This window comes from Streptomyces sp. XY431 (genome assembly GCF_001279805.1).
Lineage (GTDB): Bacteria > Actinomycetota > Actinomycetes > Streptomycetales > Streptomycetaceae > Kitasatospora > Kitasatospora purpeofusca.
Genome location: NZ_LGDO01000013.1, coordinates 1 through 17,900 on the forward strand (window position 1 = coordinate 1; position 17,900 = coordinate 17,900).

A 17,900-nucleotide genomic window follows, 5' to 3' on the forward strand; every position below is an offset into this window, starting at 1 on the left:
CGGGGTTCGTCTCGGCCAGGGCGCGGCGAATGGCGACGGATTCTTCGACGGCGGCCAGACCCTCCGCCCGTCGGCCCTCCTCGCCCAACCGGATGGAAAGGTTGTTGAGCGCGCTGGCCAGGTGAGGGAGGTAGGCGTCGCGGTTCGCGTCGGCCAGGGCACGGTAGCGGCGGGTGATGGTCCAGGCGAGGCGGGTGGCGGTGCTTGCGAGGCGCTGGCTGCTGTTGGGGAACTGGTTGTGGAGTCGAGTGAGGGCGTCGAGGGTGGTTGCGGGGCTTGCGGTGATGGCTTCGAGGGCACTGGTGAGGGGTTTGGGGTGGTCGGTGCGGGTGGCGGTGGTGATGATGTGTGCGCCGAGTTGCCGGTGGTGGCGGATGCAGAGGTCGGTGAGGTGGGTGTCGAGGCGGCCCTGGAAGACGGGGTGGGTGGCGGCCCGGGTGTAGACGGTGAGGAGTTGCCCGGCCCGGGTTTCGTCGGCGCCGCCGAGGAGGTGCTCGGCGAGGCGAGGTTCGGTTTCGAGGACGCGGCCGGTGTGGCGTTCAGCGAGCCGGTCGGGCTGCAGGGTGCCCCAGGGCGGCCCTCCCGGCGATCCGGTGGCGGGATAGAGGGCAGCAACCCAGGTGGTGACCTGGTTGCGGCGGTCGCGGGGCTGGTCGGCGAGCGCGGGCATACGTTGCCAGAGCAGGTCGGCCTGATCACGGTCGCCGGCGCCGGTGAGGTGAGCCGCGGCGAGCGCGGCCTCCAGGGTGTCCATGCTGAGGGCGGGGGTGAGGCCGAAGGAGATTGCGCTGCTGTGCCAGTAGCGGTTCTCGTGGCCGAGCAGCCGGTCCTCCACGTCCTGTGCGTCCTCGTCCTCGGTGCGGTCCGCAGGTCCGGTGCGTGCGGTGTCGAGGAGGTCGGCGAGGGCGGTCATGTGGAGGGTGAGCGCGTTGCCGTAAGCACTGTCCCGGGCCAGCTGTCGCGGTGGCGTCAGGGCTGCGGCAGCCACCGTCCAGTCGTGTCCGGCCGTGTCCGGAACGATCGTCAGCGCGGTGGCGAGGGCGTGGGCGGCGTCGCGGTAGTGGCCGGCGCGACGGTCCGGGTCTTCCTCCAGGGGGGTGAGGCGGCGGGTACGGGCGGCGGCGAGGAGTTCCTCGGCCTGTCGGCTTCCCGCTCGGGCCTGCTGCCACCAGTCGCCGGCGGTGCGGGCCAGGAGCAGGAGCTTGAACGGGCTGGTTCCGGGGTGCTCGGCGGCGGCGTCGACGAGGGCGCCGAGTTGTTCGGGGCGGGTCTCGGCGTAGTCGACGACGACCAGCAGCGGCCTCGCCGCCCGCCGGAGTTCCAACAGCTGCTCGGGCCTGGCACCGGCACGCGGCCACAGCACCGTCCAGCCGGTGGCGGTGAGCTGTCGGCCGAGGTGGTGGGCGAGGCGGGTCTTGCCCTGCCCGCCGGGGCCGTGCAGCAGCCACGCCCCGAACCCGTCGAGCCAGCACCACGCCTCCAGTTCGGCGAGCAGGGCCTCGCGGCCGTGGAAGGGGACGGTCTGGCGGCCGGCCTCCAGCAGGGCGGCCGGGGTCACCGGGGGGCGCCGGGTGGCGGGGTTGCTGGTGGGGTCGGCGATGTCCTGGAACTCCACCGCCGCCAGCCCTCCCGCCCAGCCGCCACCGTGCTCCGCGAGAGCGGTGCGGAAGGCGGGGTCGTGGTGCAGGACGTAGGAGGGGACGACGTTGAGCCGGCCGTGGCCGGAGTGGGCGCGGTCGGAGGCGACGACGCCGGTCAGGTAGCGGTCGCAGAACACCGCCGCCCCCGACAGGCCGCCCCACGGCGACGTCCCGTCACCCGGCCACCCGGCGCCGGTGGTGCGCAGGTCCATGACGTACTGGTTGCCGACGAAGCCGCTGCCCGGGTTCACCTCCCCGCGCAGCTGCGCGGCCTCCACGGGGCGGCCTTCGCGCTGGGCCTCGTCCGGGACACCCCAGGTCTCGCACGGTGTGCTGGGGCGTTTCGTGTCCGGGCGTCCCCACACGACCGGTGCGGTCGGTGGCCGCCAGTGCGGTGAGTCGTCGACGAGGACGAGCGCGGCGTCGTCCCGCCCGCCCGGCGTCCCCGCCCATACCACCGTCCCACCCGCATCGGCGCCGGCAGCCGGGGGGAAGACCTTCACCCGGGTTCCGACCGGTCCGGTGACGTGCGCGGAGGTCAGGACCAGTCGGCCGCCGACCGCGTACCCCGAGCCCGGCCCGGCGCCTTTCGGCCCGGTAACCCCGGCCACCCTCAACTGCTCCACGCCCGCCCCCTGCCCGCCCCTGCCGTGCGCCGGACCGCGCCCCGGTCAGTCCGGAATGCGCCCCGACACGTCGCCGGGCCCGTCGGGGCGTTCCTGCGCGGAGCGGACGAGCAGGTCGCCTCCGTCGGGGCGCTTGGGGGTGAGGGTGAAGGAGACGCGGTGGGTGCGGGCACGGGCGACACCTGCCTCCGTCTCGGCGCCCACCGCGAACAGCCTGAAGCCGGCCTTGGCCTTCGCGTCGACTCGCAGCTCGACCTCGAACTCCATCTCCACGGGCCCGACCGCGAACACCACCTGCGGGTCGTCACCCACCCGTGCGGCGGCTTCGAGCAATTCGTCGCGCACCGCCGCGACCGCGTCCGCCAGCGGAACATCCATCGGACCCACCCCCTGTCGAGCGCCCGATCCGCAGTCGGATCGATGCGAACACCGTAGGGCTCGCGCGGGGGCTTTCGCAGGGAAAGCCGATTTCGGCCGGACGGGCCGGCTCAGCGGGACGCGGGGCGGGCGAGTCGGCCGGAGGGGGCCTATGCGCAGGTGTCGAGCATCCCGTTCAGCGCGGTCTTCTCGGACGCCAGGCCAGCGCGCCGACCGGCCTGGGCGTGCGGCACGCGCACCTGGCGGCCAACGCGGCGATCACCTGGCGCGAGCTGATGCTGGACACCCTCCGCGACCCGGCCGCCCCCTGGCGCAAGACCGTCATGCCCCGCCGCCGGCTACCTGACGACGGGGCTGCGGCGCTCGATCAGGACAACATCCCGCCACACCCCGTGGTGGCGCGCGATCCGCTCACGGGTGCCGATCACCCGGAATCCCGCCTTCGCGTGGAGGGCCAGGCTGGCGGTGTTCTCCGGGAACACCCCGGACTGGATCGTCCAGATCCCGGCCGCCTCCGTCGAGGCGATCAACGCCTCCAGCAGGGCACCGGCGATGCCGAAGCCACGGAACCGGGGGTGCACGTAGACGGAGTGCTCGACGACCCCGGCGTAGGCGGGGCGGGTGGAGACCGCGCTCACCGCGGCCCAGCCCAGCACTCGGCCGTCCTGGTCGAGGGCGACGTGCCGGTGCCCTGGCAGCCGGGCGGCGTCGAAGGCGTCCCAGGCGGGGGCGGCGGTCTCGAAGGTGGCGTTGCCCTCCTCGATGCCCGCCCGGTAGACCGCCAGGACCTCCTCGGCATGCCCTGGCGTCATCGGGGCGATGACGGGGACGGCGTGCGGCAACGAGGGCTCCTCGGGTCAGCGGTTGAGGTCGAGCAGGGCGGACATGCCCGCCACTACCGACGGTGCGACCTGGTAGTAGACCCAGGTGCCCCGGCGCTCGCTGGTCAGCAGGCCGGCCTCGCGGAGCTTCTTCAGGTGGTGGGAGACGGTGGGCTGGGACACCCCGACGTCCTGGATGTCGCACACGCACGCCTCTCCGCCCGGGTGCGAGGCGATCTTGGAGAAGAGGCGCAGCCGGACCGGGTCGGACAGGGCCTTGAACATCGCGGCCATCCGCACCGCGTCCTGCGCCGACAGCTCCGCCGAGGTGATCGGCGGGCAGCACGGAACGGCCTCGGACTCCAGGACCGTCAACTCCAAATTCGACATATGTCTATGTTGACATCTGTCGATCCTGGGTGGCAAGGTCGAGATCGCCAGTACATCGACAGTTGTCGAATCAGCCGATGCTCCGGCCACCCGAGACCGCTCGTCCGAAGGGGACCACCGCCATGTCCGAAGGCTCCGACCTGCCCGTCCTCGTCATCGGCGCCGGCCCCGTCGGCCTGGCCGCCGCCGCCCACCTCGCCGGACGCGGCCTCCCCGCGCTGGTACTCGAAGCTGGCCCGGCAGCCGGCAGCGCGGTCCGCGAGTGGGGCCACGTGCGGCTGTTCTCCACCTGGTCCGAACTCGTCGACCCCGCCGCCGAGGAGATCCTCACCCCCACCGGCTGGACCCGCCCCGACGGCGCGACCTGCCCGACCGGCGCCGACTGGGCCGAGCTCTACCTCCAGCCGCTCGCCGATGCCCTCGGCGACAAGGTCCGGTACAACACCCGGGTGACGGGCGTCGCCCGCGCCGGCCGCGACCGCGTCGTCGACTCCGGCCGCGACACCGAGCCCTTCACCGTCCACCTCACCAGTGCCGACGGCGCCGAGGAGCGGATCACCGCCGCCGCGGTCGTCGACGCCTCCGGCACCTGGTCCACGCCCAGCCCGCTCGGCGCCGACGGCCTGCCCGCGATCGGCGAGAAGACCCATGCCGCCCGGATCTCGTACCGCGTCCCCGACCTCAAGGACCCCGCCGTCCGTGCCCGGTACGCGGGCCGCCGCACCGCCGTCGTCGGCTCCGGCGCCTCCGCCTTCACCGCCCTGGCCGCGCTCGCCGACCTTGCGAAGCAGGAGAGCGGCACCCACGCCGTCTGGGTACTCCGGCGCGGCATCACCGGCTCCACCTTCGGCGGCGGCAGCGCCGACCAACTCCCCGCCCGCGGCGCACTCGGCCAGGCCGCCAAGGCAGCCGTCGAAAGTGGCCACGCCAGCGCCCTCACCGGCTTCCGCACCGCCGCCGTCGAGGAGACCGGCGGCAAGCTCGGCCTCGTCTCCGAGGACGGCCACCGCGCGGAGGACCTCGACGAGGTCATCGTCCTCACCGGCCTGCGGCCCGACCTGTCCTTCCTCGGCGAGCTGCGGCTCGGCCTGGACGAGCGACTCCAGGCCCCGACCGCCCTCGCACCGCTGATCGACCCCAACCAGCACTCCTGCGGCACCGTCTACCCCCACGGCGTGAACGAGCTCTCCCACCCCGAACAGGGCGTCCACCTCGTCGGCATGAAGTCCTACGGCCGCGCCCCGACCTTCCTCGCCATGACCGGCTACGAGCAGGTCCGCTCCATCACCGCCCACCTCGCCGGCGACCACGAAGCCGCCACCCGAGTCGAGCTCACCCTCCCCGAAACCGGCGTCTGCGGCGGCGCCGGCCTCTTCGACGAGCCCGCCGCACCGGCCGACGCTGACGGGGGCTGCTGCTCGACCCCCGCCGCACCCCAGCTCATCACCCTCACCGTCGGCAGCGACTCCGGCGCCTCCTGCTCCACCAACGGCGGCTGCTGACGCCCGCCGTCAGGCCCGTCTGCGAGGAATGCGGCACTGAAGGTACAGCCACTCTCCGCCGGCACAGGAGCCGGGAACGGCGAAGGGGACCGCCACCGAGCCTTCGCTGTCGTCGAGGTCAGCGGCCGACGTCGGTCGGTTCGCCGGCGGCGGGACGGCTGCCGTTCCGGGAGAGCCGGTGGAGGCTGAGCAGAAACGTCAGCGCCGTGATAGCGGCCCCGGGCCTTTGTGCAGGTCCGGGGCCGTTTCACTGCCCCTATGGCTCTCGGGCGTTCACCCTCGAGCCCGGTCAGAAGCGGCGGCCGCCGTAGAACGGGCTGTAGTAGAGGGCGTAGCGGTCCTGGAAGTCCGGGCCGCGGTCGGTGTCCTCGACGCCCAGGGTGGGGCTGTGCTTGATGTCGTCCTTGGTGCGGTCGATGTAGACCTTCTGTTCGCCGATCTCGATCCGGATGACCGTGCCGGCGGGGAGCAGTACGAGGCGGCCGAAGATCCACGGGCCGGTGTCGACGACCAGGTACTGCGAGCCCATCGCCTCGGAGAGGCGGTCCACCTTGCCGACCGGGCCGTCCACGGCCTCCACGTGGAATCCGATGAGGTCGGTACCGGCGGTGTGGCCGGAAGTGTCGCGGAACTGCCAGAGGTTGACGCCCTCGCTCATGTGTCCTTCTCCCTTCCGTCGTTGGGGCCGGTGCACGTCCGCTGCGGCGGACGTGCACCGCTCGGGTGCCCCGGTCCGCCGGATCCATGCCACCCGCCCGCCGGGAGGTGTGGTCCGGCCCGGGCGGGAAAGGCGAGGCGGCGGACGGGGCGCGGTGGCCCGGCGGCGGAGCGGACGGGAGAGCGGGACATGGGGTGGAGTCCGGTACGACTGGCGGTGGCGGCCCTCGCGGCGGTGCTGCTCGCGTACGGCCTGGACCGGGTCGCGCGCGCGGTGGCGCGGCGGTCGGGGGCGGACGGCGGGGCGGCCGGGGTGCCGGGCGTGCTGGCCCGGTGCCGGCGGCCGTTGCTGGCGCTGACGGCGTGCCTGCTCCTGCTCGGCGCGTTGCCGTGGATCGACGCGCCGCCCGCCGCCCGGGACGCGCTGCGGCACCTGGTGGTGATCCTGGCGATCGCCGCCGGCGGCTGGCTGGGGGCCCGGGTGGTGGCGCTGCTGGTGGACGGCACCGTGCGGATCGCCGTGCACCGCCGGGACCCGGCGTGGGCCGGGCGGGCGCGGACCCAGGCCGATCTGCTGGGCCGGATCTGCCAGGCGGTCGTGGCGCTGGCGACGCTGGGCGCGATCCTGATGACCTTCCCGGCGGTGCGCGGGGTCGGGACGAGTCTGCTCGCCTCCGCCGGGCTGGTCGGTCTGGTGGCGGGGGTGGCGGCCCAGAGCACGCTCGGCAACGTCTTCGCCGGTGTCCAGATGGCGTTCGGGGACCTGGCCCGGATCGGTGACGTGGTCGTGGTGGCGGGCGAGTGGGGGACGGTGGAGGAGATCACGCTGACGGCGGTGGTGATCGCGACCTGGGACCAGCGGCGGATCGTCATGCCGATGTCGTACTTCGTCGGCCGTCCGTTCGAGAACTGGTCCCGCCGGACCAGCCGGATCACCGGCACCGCGCTGCTGCACCTCGACCACCACGCGCCGGTCGGGAAGCTGCGCGAGGAGTTCGACGCCTTCCTGTCCGGGCAACCGCTGTGGGACGGCGAGGGCAGTGCCCTCCAGGTGGTCGACACCACGCCCACCACCATCGTGGTGCGGGCGCTCGCCACCGCCGCGAACGCCGAGGACGCGTTCGAGCTCCGCTGCCGGCTGCGCGAGCACCTGATCGGGTATCTGGTCGAGAACCACCCGTACGCCCTGCCGCGCTTGCCCATGGGCGAGCCGCCCGGGCGGCCCGGCCCGGCGGCGCCCGGAGGCCCGCCCACCGGCTGACCTCCCCGGTGGGCGGGGAGGTGTCAGAGGGTGCTCAGGGCGTACCCGATGAGGGCCTCGGCGGTCATCGCGGTGCCCCTGCGGGTCGCGTCGGCGTGGGCCGGGGCGGGGAGGACGGTGCGCAGCTGCTCGTCGAGAGTCCGGTGCAGGGGGAGTTCGACCGGGGCCGGGTGCCGGCCGGTGCGGTCGCGCAGGGGCCGGACGCCGGCGAGCAGGACGGCGGCCCGGTCCGGGCGGCCGGCGTCGGCCTCGTGGCGGGCGGCCGTGACCAGGGCGTCCACCGCGGGCATCCACAGCCCGGCCTCCAGGCAGTCGCGCAGGACGGCGGCCAGCCGGTGGGCGCTCTCCCGGCGGGCGCCCACCGCGTGGAGGCTGCGGGCGTGGTGGGAGCGCCGGCACACCAGGGCGAACAGGTCGTCGGTGCCGGTGGTGTGCCGGAGCGAGGCCTCGGCGAGCAGGACGGCGCCGGCCGGGTCGCCGCCGTAGAAGGCGACCTCGGCCCGGGCCCAGTGCGAGGCGGCCAGCGGGGTCCGCGCTCCGGCCGCGGACAGGACCTCCTCGGCGAGGGCGAGCTGTTCGGCGGCCCGGTCGAGGTGTCCGGCGCCGAGCTGGGCGATGGCCGTCGCGGTGCGCATCCGCGCCGCGGCGACCTCGCTGCCGTACTGCAGCACCGGCGGCAGGACGCCGTCCGTGATGGCGACGGCCTCCACCGCGCGGCCCTGGAGGCAGCGCACGACGGAGAGCTGGGCCAGGGCCTCCAGTTGGAGCGGGACGTCGCCGCAGGACTCGGCCAGCCGGGCGGCCTCGGCCAGCAGGTCCCCGGAGGCGTTGAGGTCGATGCTGAAGGAGATCATGCCCGCCGCGTACCGCACGTGCCGGGACGCCTCGGGCGGTGCGGCCTGCTCCAGCCGGGCCAGTGCGCGCCCGACCCAGTACAGCCCCTCCCTGGGCAGCGCTCCCCAGAGCCACGCCGTCGCTCCGACGAGGTCGGCCCCGAGGACCGGGTCGCCCGCCGGCCGGTCGCCGGAGCCGAGCGACCAGTCGAGTCCGGCCCGCAGGTTCGGCAGGTCGAGCCGCAGCGAGGCGCGCAGGGTGATGTCGGTCCCGTCGGCCTCCCCCTCCTCGACCCGGGCGCCGACCGCCCGGTAGTGGTCGGCGTGCCGTCGCAGTGCCCGGTCCGGCACGTCGGGGCCGGTGCGGGACAGCTGCTCGGCGGCGAACTCCCGGATGGCGCTCGGGAGCCGGTAGCGCGCCGGGTCGGTACCGGGCTCCGTCACCACCAGGGAGCGGTCGACCAGGTCCCGCAGGGCCGGGTCGACCCGGCGGGCGGCCGGTCCGGGGCCGGGGCCGCCGACCACCGCCCGGGCGGCCTCGGCGGTGAAGCCGCCGGCGAAGACCGCCAGCCGGGCGAAGACCTCGCGCTCCTCGTCGGTCAGCAGCCGGTGGCTCCACTCGATCGCGGACCGCAGCGAGGCGTGCCGGGCGGGCCGGGCCCGCCGTCGGGCGAGCAGCTCCAGCTGCTGGTCGAGCCGGGCGGAGACTTCGGCGAGGGTGAAGGTGCGCAGCTGGGCGGCGACGAGTTCCAGCGCCAGCGGCAGGCCCTCGGTGGCGCGGCAGATCCGGGCCAGCGGGGCCGCGGTCCGCTCGGTGACGGCGAAGGCGGGCAGTTGGGCGGCGGCCCGGTCGGCCAGCATCCGACCCGCCCCGGACCGCAGGACCTCCTCGGCGCGGTCGGTCGCGGGCAGGTCCAGGGGGACCGTGGTGCGGACGGTCTCGCCGGGCACGGCGAGCGGTTCGCGGCTGGTGGCGAGGATCCGCAGCCCGCCGCAGCGGGCGAGCAGGTGGTCGACCAGGGCGGCGCAGGCCTCCAGCAGGTGTTCGCAGTTGTCGAGCACGAGCAGGGTGTCACGTGCGGCCAGGCCCGAGGTGAGGGTGTCGAGGATCGGCCGGCCCGGTCCGGTGGGCAGTCCGAGCGCGGCGGCGACGGCGGCGGGCACGAGCTCGGGATCGGCCACCGCGTCCAGCTCGACGGGCGGGGCGCCGGTGCCCAGGACGGCTCCGGTGCCCAGGACGGTGCCGGTGCCGGTCGCGGTCCCGGTGGTGGCTGCCTCTTCGGCGGCGGCGAGTGCGAGCCGCGTCTTGCCGACTCCGGGCGGGCCGACGAGGGTCACCAGCCGTCGGGTGGCGAGCAGCGTCCGCAGCTCGGCCAGCTCGGCATCCCGGCCGAACAGCGGGGCCCGGACGGGGGCGGGCGGGACCGGAGCGGGCAGGGCTGGGGCGGACAGGTCCTGGAGGGCCGGCCGCCCGCCCGCCGGTGCGAGGGACTGCGCGAGGAGCAGCGCCGGGTCCTCCGCGAGGATGCCCCAGTGCAGCTCCTGGAGCGCGGCGCCCGGCTCGACGCCGAGCTCGGCGGTGAGGGCGGACCGGGCCTCCTGATAGGCCGTCAACGCCTCCGCCGTGCGGCCCGACCGGTGCAGGGCGAGCATCAGCAGGCGGTGCGCGGACTCCCGGAGCGGGTGGGCGCGGATCACGGTGCGGACCACCGCGACCAGGTCCGGCCGCGGGCCGCGGGCGAGTTCGAGCTCCAGGCACTCCTCCAGGACCGTCAGCCGGTCCTCCTCCAGGCGTTCCGCCTCCGTGTGCAGCGGTTCGGCCGCGAGCCCGTCGAACGCGGGTCCGCGCCAGAGCGCGAGCGCGGCCCGGAACCGGTCGACCGCCTCGTCGGCCCGCTGCCGGGCCGCGGCCGCCCGGCCCTCGTGGACGAGCCGTTCGAAGCGGCCCAGGTCGGTGTCCACCGCCTCGGCACACAGCAGGTAGCCGGTCTCCGCCGTCCTGATCACGCCCGTGCGGGCGGGGTCGCGTTCGGCGGCGGCCCGCCGGAGCGCCGCCACCATGGCCTGCACCTGGGCGCGGGCGGTGGCCGGCGGTTCGGTGCCCCACAGGGCGTCGGTGAGCCGTTCGACGGTCACGGGCCGCCCGTGGTGCACCGCGAGGACGGCGAGCAGGACGCGGGCCCGGCCGCCCGGCAGGCGGACCGCCCGGCCGTCGGCTTCCGCCTCGATCGGCCCGAGCACCCTCAGTTCCACGTCCGACCCCCGTCGTCCAGCCGCCCGCACCACCCCCGGGCTCCCCTGGGGGCCACTCTGGCAGACGGTCGTCCGTGCGCCAACACGCCTGCCACGGGCCCGCCATGAACGAGCCATGGCCCGCCGGTGGCCGAACCGGGGCGGATCCGTGGTGGGCGGCGGAAGAGTCGTTCCCGCAAGGACGGGGGGCGGCGGCCCCGGGCCTCTTCCGGCTCGGGTCCGCCGCAGTGCGTGGTCCCCGTCCGGGCGGGGGGTGACGATCCCCTATACCGGCTCGCTCTCGCCCTCGGCGTCGATGTGGGGGAGGATCCGGTCGAGGAAGCGGGGGGTCCACCAGGCGGAGGCGCCGAGCAGGGTCATCACCGCCGGGACGAGCAGCAGGCGGACGATGGTGGCGTCCACCAGGACGCTGACCGCCAGGCCGAGGCCCATCATCTTGATCACGATGTTGTCGCTGACGATGAAGGCGGCGAAGACGCTCACCATGATCAGCGCGGCGCAGGAGATCACCCGGGCGGTGATCTCCAGGGCGTGCGCGACGGCGTCCTGGCTGCGGCCGGTGCGCAGCCAGGCCTCGTGCACCCGGGAGAGCAGGAAGATCTCGTAGTCCATGCTCAGTCCGAAGACGATCGCGAACATCATCATCGGGACGTAGCTCTCGATCGGGACCGTGCCGTTCACCCCGAGGGCCGGGCCGCCCCAGCCCCACTGGAAGACCGCCACCAGCACCCCGTAGGAGGCCGCGATCGACAGCAGGTTGAGCACGGCGGCCTTGACGGCGACCAGCAGGCCGCGGAAGACGGCGAGGATGATCAGGAAGGCGAGTCCGACCACCACCGCGATGATCAGGACCAGCCGGCTCGACACGATGTCCAGGAAGTCGACCTGGGCGGCGGTGTTGCCGGTGACGTAGGTCTTCGCGCCGGTGCCGGCGACCGAGTCCGGCAGTACGGTGTCCGACAGGTTGTCGACCAGGTCGGTGGTGGCCTGCTCCTGCGGCGAGGTGCTGGGGACGACGGTGTTGAACAGCACCAGGCCGTCCGGGCTGAGCTGCAGCGGGCCGACGCTCGCCGCGCCGGGCAGGCCGGTGAGGGCCTGCTGCACGGCGCTCTGGACGCCCGGCCGGTTCTCGGCGGGGACGGCGCTCTGGTCGACCACGAGGGTCAGCGGGCCGTTCGAGCCGGGACCGAAGGCCTCGGACATCAGGTCGTAGGCGCGCCGGTCGGTGAAGTCGGTGGAGTCGGCGCCGTCCCCGATGTGGCCGAGCTGGATGGAGAACAGCGGGATCGCCAGGATCCCCAGCGCGACCACACCGGCGATCAGGTACCACCAGGGGCGCCCTTCGACCCGGCGGGCGTAGCGGTGCCAGACACCGGTCTCCGCACCGTCCTCGCCGTTGCTCTCGGCGATCGGGCGGCCGACGGTGATCCGGTCCATCCGGCGGCCGATCAGCCCCATCAGCGCCGGCAGCAGGGTGAGCGCGCCGAGGACCGCCGACACCACGGTGACCGCGGCGGCGACGCCGAGCTTGGCCATGAAGGAGATGCCCGACACCGACAGCCCGGACAGCGCGATGATCACGGTGCAGCCCGAGACCAGCACCGCCCGGCCGCTGGTGGCCACCGCCTGTCCGGCCGAGGAGACCGGATCCACTCCGTCCATCAGGTTCTGTCGGTGCCGGGTGAGCAGGAAGAGCGCGTAGTCGATGCCGACCCCGATGCCGATCATCGTGGCCAGGGTGGGCGCGACGGTCGCGAAGGTGGACAGCGCCGCGATCAGCCCCAGTACGCCGAGGCCGACCACGGCCGCGAACAGTGCCGTCACCAGTGGCAGTCCGGCCGCGATCGCGCTGCGGAAGCCGATCAGCAGGACGACGATCGCCACCGCGAAGCCGATCACCTCGCTGAGGCGGTCGTCGGGTTCGGGCTGCGCCAGCTCGCCCAGCGGGCCGCCGTACTCGACCTGGACGCCGGCCTCCCGCAGCGGGGCCACCGCCGCGTCCACACCGGCCAGGTAGTCCGGGTCGAGGAGGGTCGGGTTGGTGTCGAAGCGGACCGTGATGTAGCCGGTCAGACCGTCCGCGGCCAGCGGCCCGCCGGGCGGGGCGGGCTGCCCGGCCGGCGGCAGCGGGCTCTGCGCGCCCAGCACGTGCGGCAGCTGCTCCAGCGAGGCGACCACCTGGGACACCTGCGGGGCGAAGCCGGTCAGGGCCTGGGCGTCGTGCAGCACCACCTGGGAGCTGGTGCCGGCGGCGGCCGGGACGTGCGCCTGGAGGACCTGCTGACCCTGCTGCGCCTGGGAGCCGGGCAGCGAGAAGTCGTCCGAGTAGTCGCCGCCGACCGTCTTGTTCGCCGTCTGGACGGCGGCCAGCGCCACGATCCACAGCACGATGACCAGCAGGGAGTGGCGGGCGCACCACTCACCGAGCCGCCGCAGCCCCGAGCGCTTGGCCGGTGGCGCGGCGGCGGCGGGGCCGCGGCGGCCGGACGGCGGCGTGGACCTCGGCGTGGACCGCGGGTCGGGCTTCTGATCGGACGGCGGGTCGGGCTGCGGATCGGACGGCGGGTCGGACGGCGGATCGGACGGCGGGTCGGACGGCGGCATGAACGGCTCCCGGTCTTCGGCGCGGTTGCGCATCGATCCGGAGCAGCGTCCCCGGGCCGCCACGCCGACCACGCCGTACTCACCGGTAGTCGCCCCGTCAGCGGTGTCGCCCCGTCGGCGGCGCCGGGGCCGCGAGTGGCGACCCCGGTGCCCGGGCCGTCGCGCACGCCGGACGCGGTGCGTCGGGGACGTTCGCCTGATGCACCGTCACTGTCCGTGCTGCAAAGGCCCTCTCGACGTGACCGGCGCGCGGCGGCATGCTCGTCCCCGTGCGCGGCCCGACCGCCGCGCGCCTCCGTCACCCGACCGAAGGAGCCCCCGTGGAACGACTCGTGCTGGACCCGACCGGTCGCAACCGCGACGCCGAGACCGCCGAGCTGTTCGAGCGCGGCCCGGCGACGCCCATCGACATCCTCGGGGTGCGGGCCTGGGCGGTGGCCGACCCGGAGCTGCTGGAGGAACTGCTCAAGGACCCCCGGGTGTCCAAGGACGGCGTCCAGCACTGGCCGGACTTCGCCGAGGTCGTCCCCACCTGGCCGCTGGCGATCTGGGTGGCTGCCCGCAACATGTTCACCGCCCACGGCGCGGAGCACCGGCGGCTGCGCCGACTGGTCGGCACCGCGTTCTCGGTCCGCCGGATCAACGCCATGACCGAGCAGGTCGAGCAGCTGACGGACACCCTGCTGGACGAACTGGCCGCGATGCCGCCGGGCACCCCCGTCGACCTGCGCGAACACCTCGCCTACCGGCTGCCGATCCAGGTCATCGCCCGGCTGCTGGGACTCCCGGACTCCCTCACCGACAGCTTCCGCACCACCGTCGACCGGGTCTTCGACACCACCCGCACTGCCGAGGAGGCCGTCGCCAACCTGACGTCCTTCTACGGCATGCTGGACGAGCTGATCGCCACCAAGCGTCGCGAGCCCGCCGACGACATGACCTCGCTGCTGATCGCCGCCCGCGACACCGGAGACGGGGAGGACGTGGCCGAGGGGGCAAGCGGGTCGGAGGGGGCGGCGGTGACCGCCGGTGCCTCGGCGCTGACCGAGGAGGAGCTGCGCGACACCCTCCTGCTGGTCGTCTCGGCCGGTTACGAGACCACCGTCAACCTGATCGACAACGCCATCGCCGCGCTGCTCACCCACCCCGAACAGCTCGCCCTGGTCCGGGCCGGCAAGGTCGGCTGGGGCGATGTGGTCGAGGAGGCGCTGCGCCGCGACGCGCCCGTGGCGCACCTGCCGCTGCGCTACGCCGTCGAGGACATCGAGCTGCCCGGCGGGGTGGTCCTCCGCAAGGGCGACCCGATCCTCGCCTCCTACGCCGCCGCCGGCCGCCACCCCGTCCGCTACGGCGAGGACGGCGCCGTCTTCGACGTCACCCGCCCGGTCAAGGACCACCTGGCCTTCGGCCACGGCCCGCACTTCTGCCTCGGCGCCCCGCTGGCCCGGCTGGAGGGGGCGACGGCCCTGCGTCTGCTCTTCGAGCGGTTCCCGGACCTCGCCCTCGCCCCGGACGCCGAGCTGCGGCCCGTCGAGTCGCTGATCTCCAACGGGCACCGCGAGCTCCCGGTGCTGCTCGACGGGGTGCGGTAGGTCCGGCGAGAAGCGGATGACGGACCGCCGCGCGCCGCGCCCCGGGAACGTTCCGGGACGCGGCGCGCGGGAGGGCTCCGTCAAGGGGCCTGGGGGAGCGCCCGGCTCACTGCCCCATGACGTACTTGACGGTCGGCCCGGTGGTCCAGCCGCCGTCCACCGCGAGTTCGGCGCCGGTCACGTAGGAGGCGTCGTCGGACAGCAGGTAGACCACGGCGGTGGCGATCTCGGGGGCCTCGCCGACGCGGGCCATCGGGGTGTTGGGGTAGTTGCCCTCACCCTGCCGGATGCCGACCGCCGCCGTCATCGGGGTGTAGGTCATGCCCGGGTGCACCGAGTTGACCCGGATCCGCTCGGTGCCCAGCTCGACCGCGCCGATCTTGCTGAGGCCGCGCACGCCCCACTTGGAGGCGCCGTAACCGGCGGTCAGGGCGAGGCCCATCAGGCCGGCCGCCGAGGAGATGTTGACGATGGAGCCGCCGCCGGCCGCGCGCATCGCCGGGACGACGGTCTTCATCCCGATGAACACCCCGGTCAGATTGACGTCCAGCACCTTGCGGAAGTACGCCACGCTCTCGTCCGCGAGCAGGGTGCCGGTGGAGATCCCCGCGTTGTTGACCAGACCGTGCACCGCGCCGAACTCCGCCACCGCGTGGTCCACCACCCGCTGCCAGTCCTCCTCGGAGGTCACGTCGTGCCGCACGAACCGGGCCCGCCCGCCGAGCTCGGCGGCGGTGGCCAGGCCGTCCTCCTCCAGGACGTCCGTGATGACCACGTTGGCACCGGCGGCGACGGCCAGCCGCGCGGCCTCGGCGCCGAGGCCGCGGGCGCCGCCGGTGATGATGACGGTCTTGCCGGTCAGGTCGTTCATGACGTGCTCCTCGAAGGGGTGGGGGCGGAGAGCATGGCGGCGGACATCGTCACCAGGTCGGCGAGGAAGGTCTCCTCGTCCGTCAGGGGGGTGGACCCGGTGAGGTACTGCTGCGCCCGGTCGGCCAGCGCCGCGCCGATCAGGGTGAGCGCGAGGTCGAGCCGCTCCAGCCGGATCGGCTCCGGAAGGCCGGAGATCCGCTGCTCGGCGAGCGCGATCAGCCGCCAGTAGCCGCCGCCCGCGAGGGTGGGGTGCGGGGTCCGGGTGCGGACGCCGCTGCCGCGGCTGACCTGGGCCGAGATCCGCAGGCAGTGCCGGCCCTGCTCGGTGCGCAGCTCGGTGGCCTCGGCGGTGACCAGGGCGTCGAGCAGCCCGGGGAGGTCCTGCTCCGCCAGGGTGGCGAGCCGCGGCGCGAGCGCCCGCTCGGTGCGTTCCTGCCGGGCGGCCATGATCGCTTCCAGCAGCCCCTCGCGGGAGCCGAAGTGGTACTGCACGGCGGACGGGTTGCTCTGTCCGGCCAGTCGGACGATGTCCTTGGTGAGCGAGGCCTCCACACCCCGGGTGGCGAAGAGTTCCTCCGCTGCCCGGAGCAGCCTCTCGCGGGTGTCGTGGCCCGCCGACGTCCTTGCCATGGGTCCAAGATTAATACTGGACATTATTAATCGCAAAGCAGGCCGCCGCCCGGCCGGCGTGTCGGGCCCGACCGGCCGGTGCGGCCGGTCGGGCCCGTACTGACCGGCCCTCCCGGCCCGTCAGCCGTTCTCGTTCTCGCCCCGGTCGTCGCCGTCGCCCCGGTGGCGGCCGACGGACGTGGTGAAGACCTGGGCGTCCTCGGCCGCCGGAGCGTCGGTGCCGGCCACCAGGTTGCGGCTGGTCGAACCGAACAGCACCGTGCGGCCCGCGGCGTCCACGAAGGGTTCCCGCGACGAACCGTTGCCGAGCGAGCCGTCGGCGGCGGTGGAGACCCGCTCGGTGCGGCCGGTGCGCAGGTCCTGGCGGTAGACGTCCCAGTCCGCGTGCTGCGGGCCGGCCACCAGGTTGTCGGCGGCGGACTCGAAGTAGAGCCAGCGGTTGTCGGCGGTGATCGAGCCGTGGTCCGAGGAGCCGACCGAGCTGGTGCCCGGCAGGCCGCCGCTGACCTTGGTCACGGTGCCCGTCCGCAGGTCCCGGACGTGGAGCACCGTGTGGTAGCGGTGACCGTTGGTCGAGCCGCCGGGCTCGGCCAGGGTGTAGATCGCGCGCCGCCCGTCGGGGCTGATCGTCGCCGCGAAGCTGGAGTTGCCCAGGACGCCGTCGGTGCCCGTGCTCACCGGGGTCAGCCGCCCGGCGGGCACGTCGTAGACGTAGTAGACGGCGGAGGTCGGATGGGAGGCGAGCGACTGCGCCGCCCCCGGCGGGGTGATCCGGCGCGCGGCCTCGGCGGCGCCCGGGGTCGGTTCCACGTCGGCGGGGGCGGGTGCCGCGGTCGGCTGCTCCTCCGGCAGCAGCGCCGAGAGCGAGGAGAAGCCGATGGTGCGGCCGTCCGCGCTGATCGTCGGGTGCACCGAGAGACTCTCGCCCGGCTTGCCGTTCACGTCCCGGGAGATCAGCCGGGTGGTGTGGGTCCGCCGGTCGGTGAGGTAGACGTTGTACTTCCAGGTGTACGGCCGGGCGAGCGAGGGGTCGGCGCCGGTGGCCGGAGGCTCGGTGTCCACCACCGTCGGGTCGAGGTCGGTCCGGGAGGACACGAACGCCACGTACCGGCCGTCCGCGCTGATCGAGGGTGCGTAGGAGGCGTGGTACCGGTCGGTGTCGGTCCCGGCGGCGCTGCCGCTGACCAGCTCGGTGCGCCCCGTCCAGCGGTCGCGCAGGTACACCTCGTCGCGCCCGGTCACCCGTGCGCCGGGGGCCACGCCCTCGGCTTCGCTGTCGAAGGCGACGTAACGGCCGTTGGCGTTGATCGCGACGTAGTCGGTGAAGCCGTTCAGCGGCTCGTCCGCGTCGGAGAGGTTGACCCGCTCGGTGCGCCCGTTGCGCAGATCGGTCACATAGGCGTCGCGCCCGCCCTTCCCGGGCTGCCCCACCAGGTTCGTGCCCCAGGAGGTGAACAGGGCGTAGCGGCCGTCGGCGCTGATGCCCTGGCCGGCCGACTGTCCGTCGGGCGCGGTGCCGTTCACCCCGGTGCTGATCTGGACGGTACCGCGCGCCACCGGCCGGGCCAGGGCCTGGGCCGGGGCGGCGGTGGCGGCGATCACGGCGGCCGCGGCCAGCGCTCCGCCGCCCGCGAGCCATCGGTTGCGGGACGTCCGGCTGGTATGTGTCATCAAGGGTTCCCCTCAGGTCGCCCGGCCGGGCTCCCTCCCGGTGGCGGGCTTTCCGGGAAGCCAATCCGCCGGACGGCCGGTCGTCAACGATCGAGGGGGATCCGAAGCGGAAGATACGTCAACTGGCTTATAGGACAGAGCGATTGCCCGGTCCGGGGGCCGGTGGACG

General features: G+C 74.4%; 13 protein-coding genes. 3 read left to right on the top strand and 10 right to left on the bottom strand.

From position 1 onward, the window contains the following. The 4 genes from ADK60_RS02530 to ADK60_RS02545 all read right to left on the bottom strand — a co-directional run. The coding region (locus ADK60_RS02530; protein ID WP_199839579.1) for a P-loop NTPase at nucleotides 1-1,918 on the bottom strand (1,918 nt) is incomplete at its 3' end. 393 nt (nucleotides 1,919-2,311) lie between these two features. Next, on the bottom strand, nucleotides 2,312-2,644 hold the full coding sequence (locus tag ADK60_RS02535; protein WP_053642849.1) for a trypco2 family protein: 333 nt from the start codon (nucleotides 2,642-2,644) through the stop codon (nucleotides 2,312-2,314). A 338-nt stretch (nucleotides 2,645-2,982) separates the two neighbouring features. After that, complete coding sequence (locus ADK60_RS02540) at nucleotides 2,983-3,456, bottom strand: GNAT family N-acetyltransferase (RefSeq protein WP_053642917.1); 474 nt, start codon at nucleotides 3,454-3,456, stop codon at nucleotides 2,983-2,985. A gap of 45 nt (nucleotides 3,457-3,501) precedes the next feature. Continuing rightward, entirely contained in the window at nucleotides 3,502-3,855 is a 354-nt protein-coding gene (locus tag ADK60_RS02545; protein WP_045943587.1) for an ArsR/SmtB family transcription factor, read from the bottom strand. A 122-nt stretch (nucleotides 3,856-3,977) separates the two neighbouring features. On the opposite strand from ADK60_RS02545, the gene ADK60_RS02550 reads away from it, so the two are divergent. After that, nucleotides 3,978-5,357, top strand: coding sequence for an FAD-dependent oxidoreductase (locus ADK60_RS02550; protein ID WP_053642851.1), 1,380 nt, complete (start codon nucleotides 3,978-3,980; stop codon nucleotides 5,355-5,357). A 289-nt stretch (nucleotides 5,358-5,646) separates the two neighbouring features. Here ADK60_RS02550 and ADK60_RS02555 read toward each other — a convergent pair whose 3' ends face one another. Next, nucleotides 5,647-6,015: a PRC-barrel domain-containing protein gene (locus ADK60_RS02555; protein ID WP_045943583.1), complete on the bottom strand. Its 369-nt coding sequence runs from the start codon at nucleotides 6,013-6,015 to the stop codon at nucleotides 5,647-5,649. Nucleotides 6,016-6,204: 189 nt separating this feature from the next. Between ADK60_RS02555 and ADK60_RS02560 the strand changes: the two genes are divergently transcribed. After that, the gene (locus ADK60_RS02560) at nucleotides 6,205-7,275 is read left to right on the top strand and encodes a mechanosensitive ion channel family protein (protein WP_053642853.1); all 1,071 of its coding nucleotides are present in this window, start codon (nucleotides 6,205-6,207) and stop codon (nucleotides 7,273-7,275) included. A 23-nt stretch (nucleotides 7,276-7,298) separates the two neighbouring features. Here ADK60_RS02560 and ADK60_RS47405 read toward each other — a convergent pair whose 3' ends face one another. Continuing rightward, entirely contained in the window at nucleotides 7,299-10,361 is a 3,063-nt protein-coding gene (locus ADK60_RS47405) for an AfsR/SARP family transcriptional regulator (protein WP_159400276.1), read from the bottom strand. A gap of 264 nt (nucleotides 10,362-10,625) precedes the next feature. Continuing rightward, the gene (locus ADK60_RS02570; RefSeq protein WP_079007992.1) at nucleotides 10,626-12,965 is read right to left on the bottom strand and encodes an MMPL family transporter; all 2,340 of its coding nucleotides are present in this window, start codon (nucleotides 12,963-12,965) and stop codon (nucleotides 10,626-10,628) included. 320 nt (nucleotides 12,966-13,285) lie between these two features. Between ADK60_RS02570 and ADK60_RS02575 the strand changes: the two genes are divergently transcribed. Then, complete coding sequence (locus ADK60_RS02575) at nucleotides 13,286-14,557, top strand: cytochrome P450 family protein (RefSeq protein ID WP_234370908.1); 1,272 nt, start codon at nucleotides 13,286-13,288, stop codon at nucleotides 14,555-14,557. Between the two features lie 106 nt (nucleotides 14,558-14,663). On the opposite strand, the gene ADK60_RS02580 is transcribed toward ADK60_RS02575, so the two are convergent. From ADK60_RS02580 to ADK60_RS02590, 3 genes are all read right to left on the bottom strand, one after another. Continuing rightward, nucleotides 14,664-15,428 (bottom strand): glucose 1-dehydrogenase, encoded by a 765-nt coding sequence (locus ADK60_RS02580; RefSeq protein ID WP_045943576.1) that lies wholly within the window; start codon nucleotides 15,426-15,428, stop codon nucleotides 14,664-14,666. Further along, the gene (locus ADK60_RS02585; protein ID WP_045943575.1) at nucleotides 15,425-16,060 is read right to left on the bottom strand and encodes a TetR/AcrR family transcriptional regulator; all 636 of its coding nucleotides are present in this window, start codon (nucleotides 16,058-16,060) and stop codon (nucleotides 15,425-15,427) included. Before ADK60_RS02585 ends, ADK60_RS02580 begins: the two co-directional genes overlap by 4 nt. Nucleotides 16,061-16,180: 120 nt before the next feature. Then, nucleotides 16,181-17,731, bottom strand: coding sequence for a TolB family protein (locus ADK60_RS02590; RefSeq protein WP_053642859.1), 1,551 nt, complete (start codon nucleotides 17,729-17,731; stop codon nucleotides 16,181-16,183). Nucleotides 17,732-17,900 lie beyond the last annotated feature (169 nt).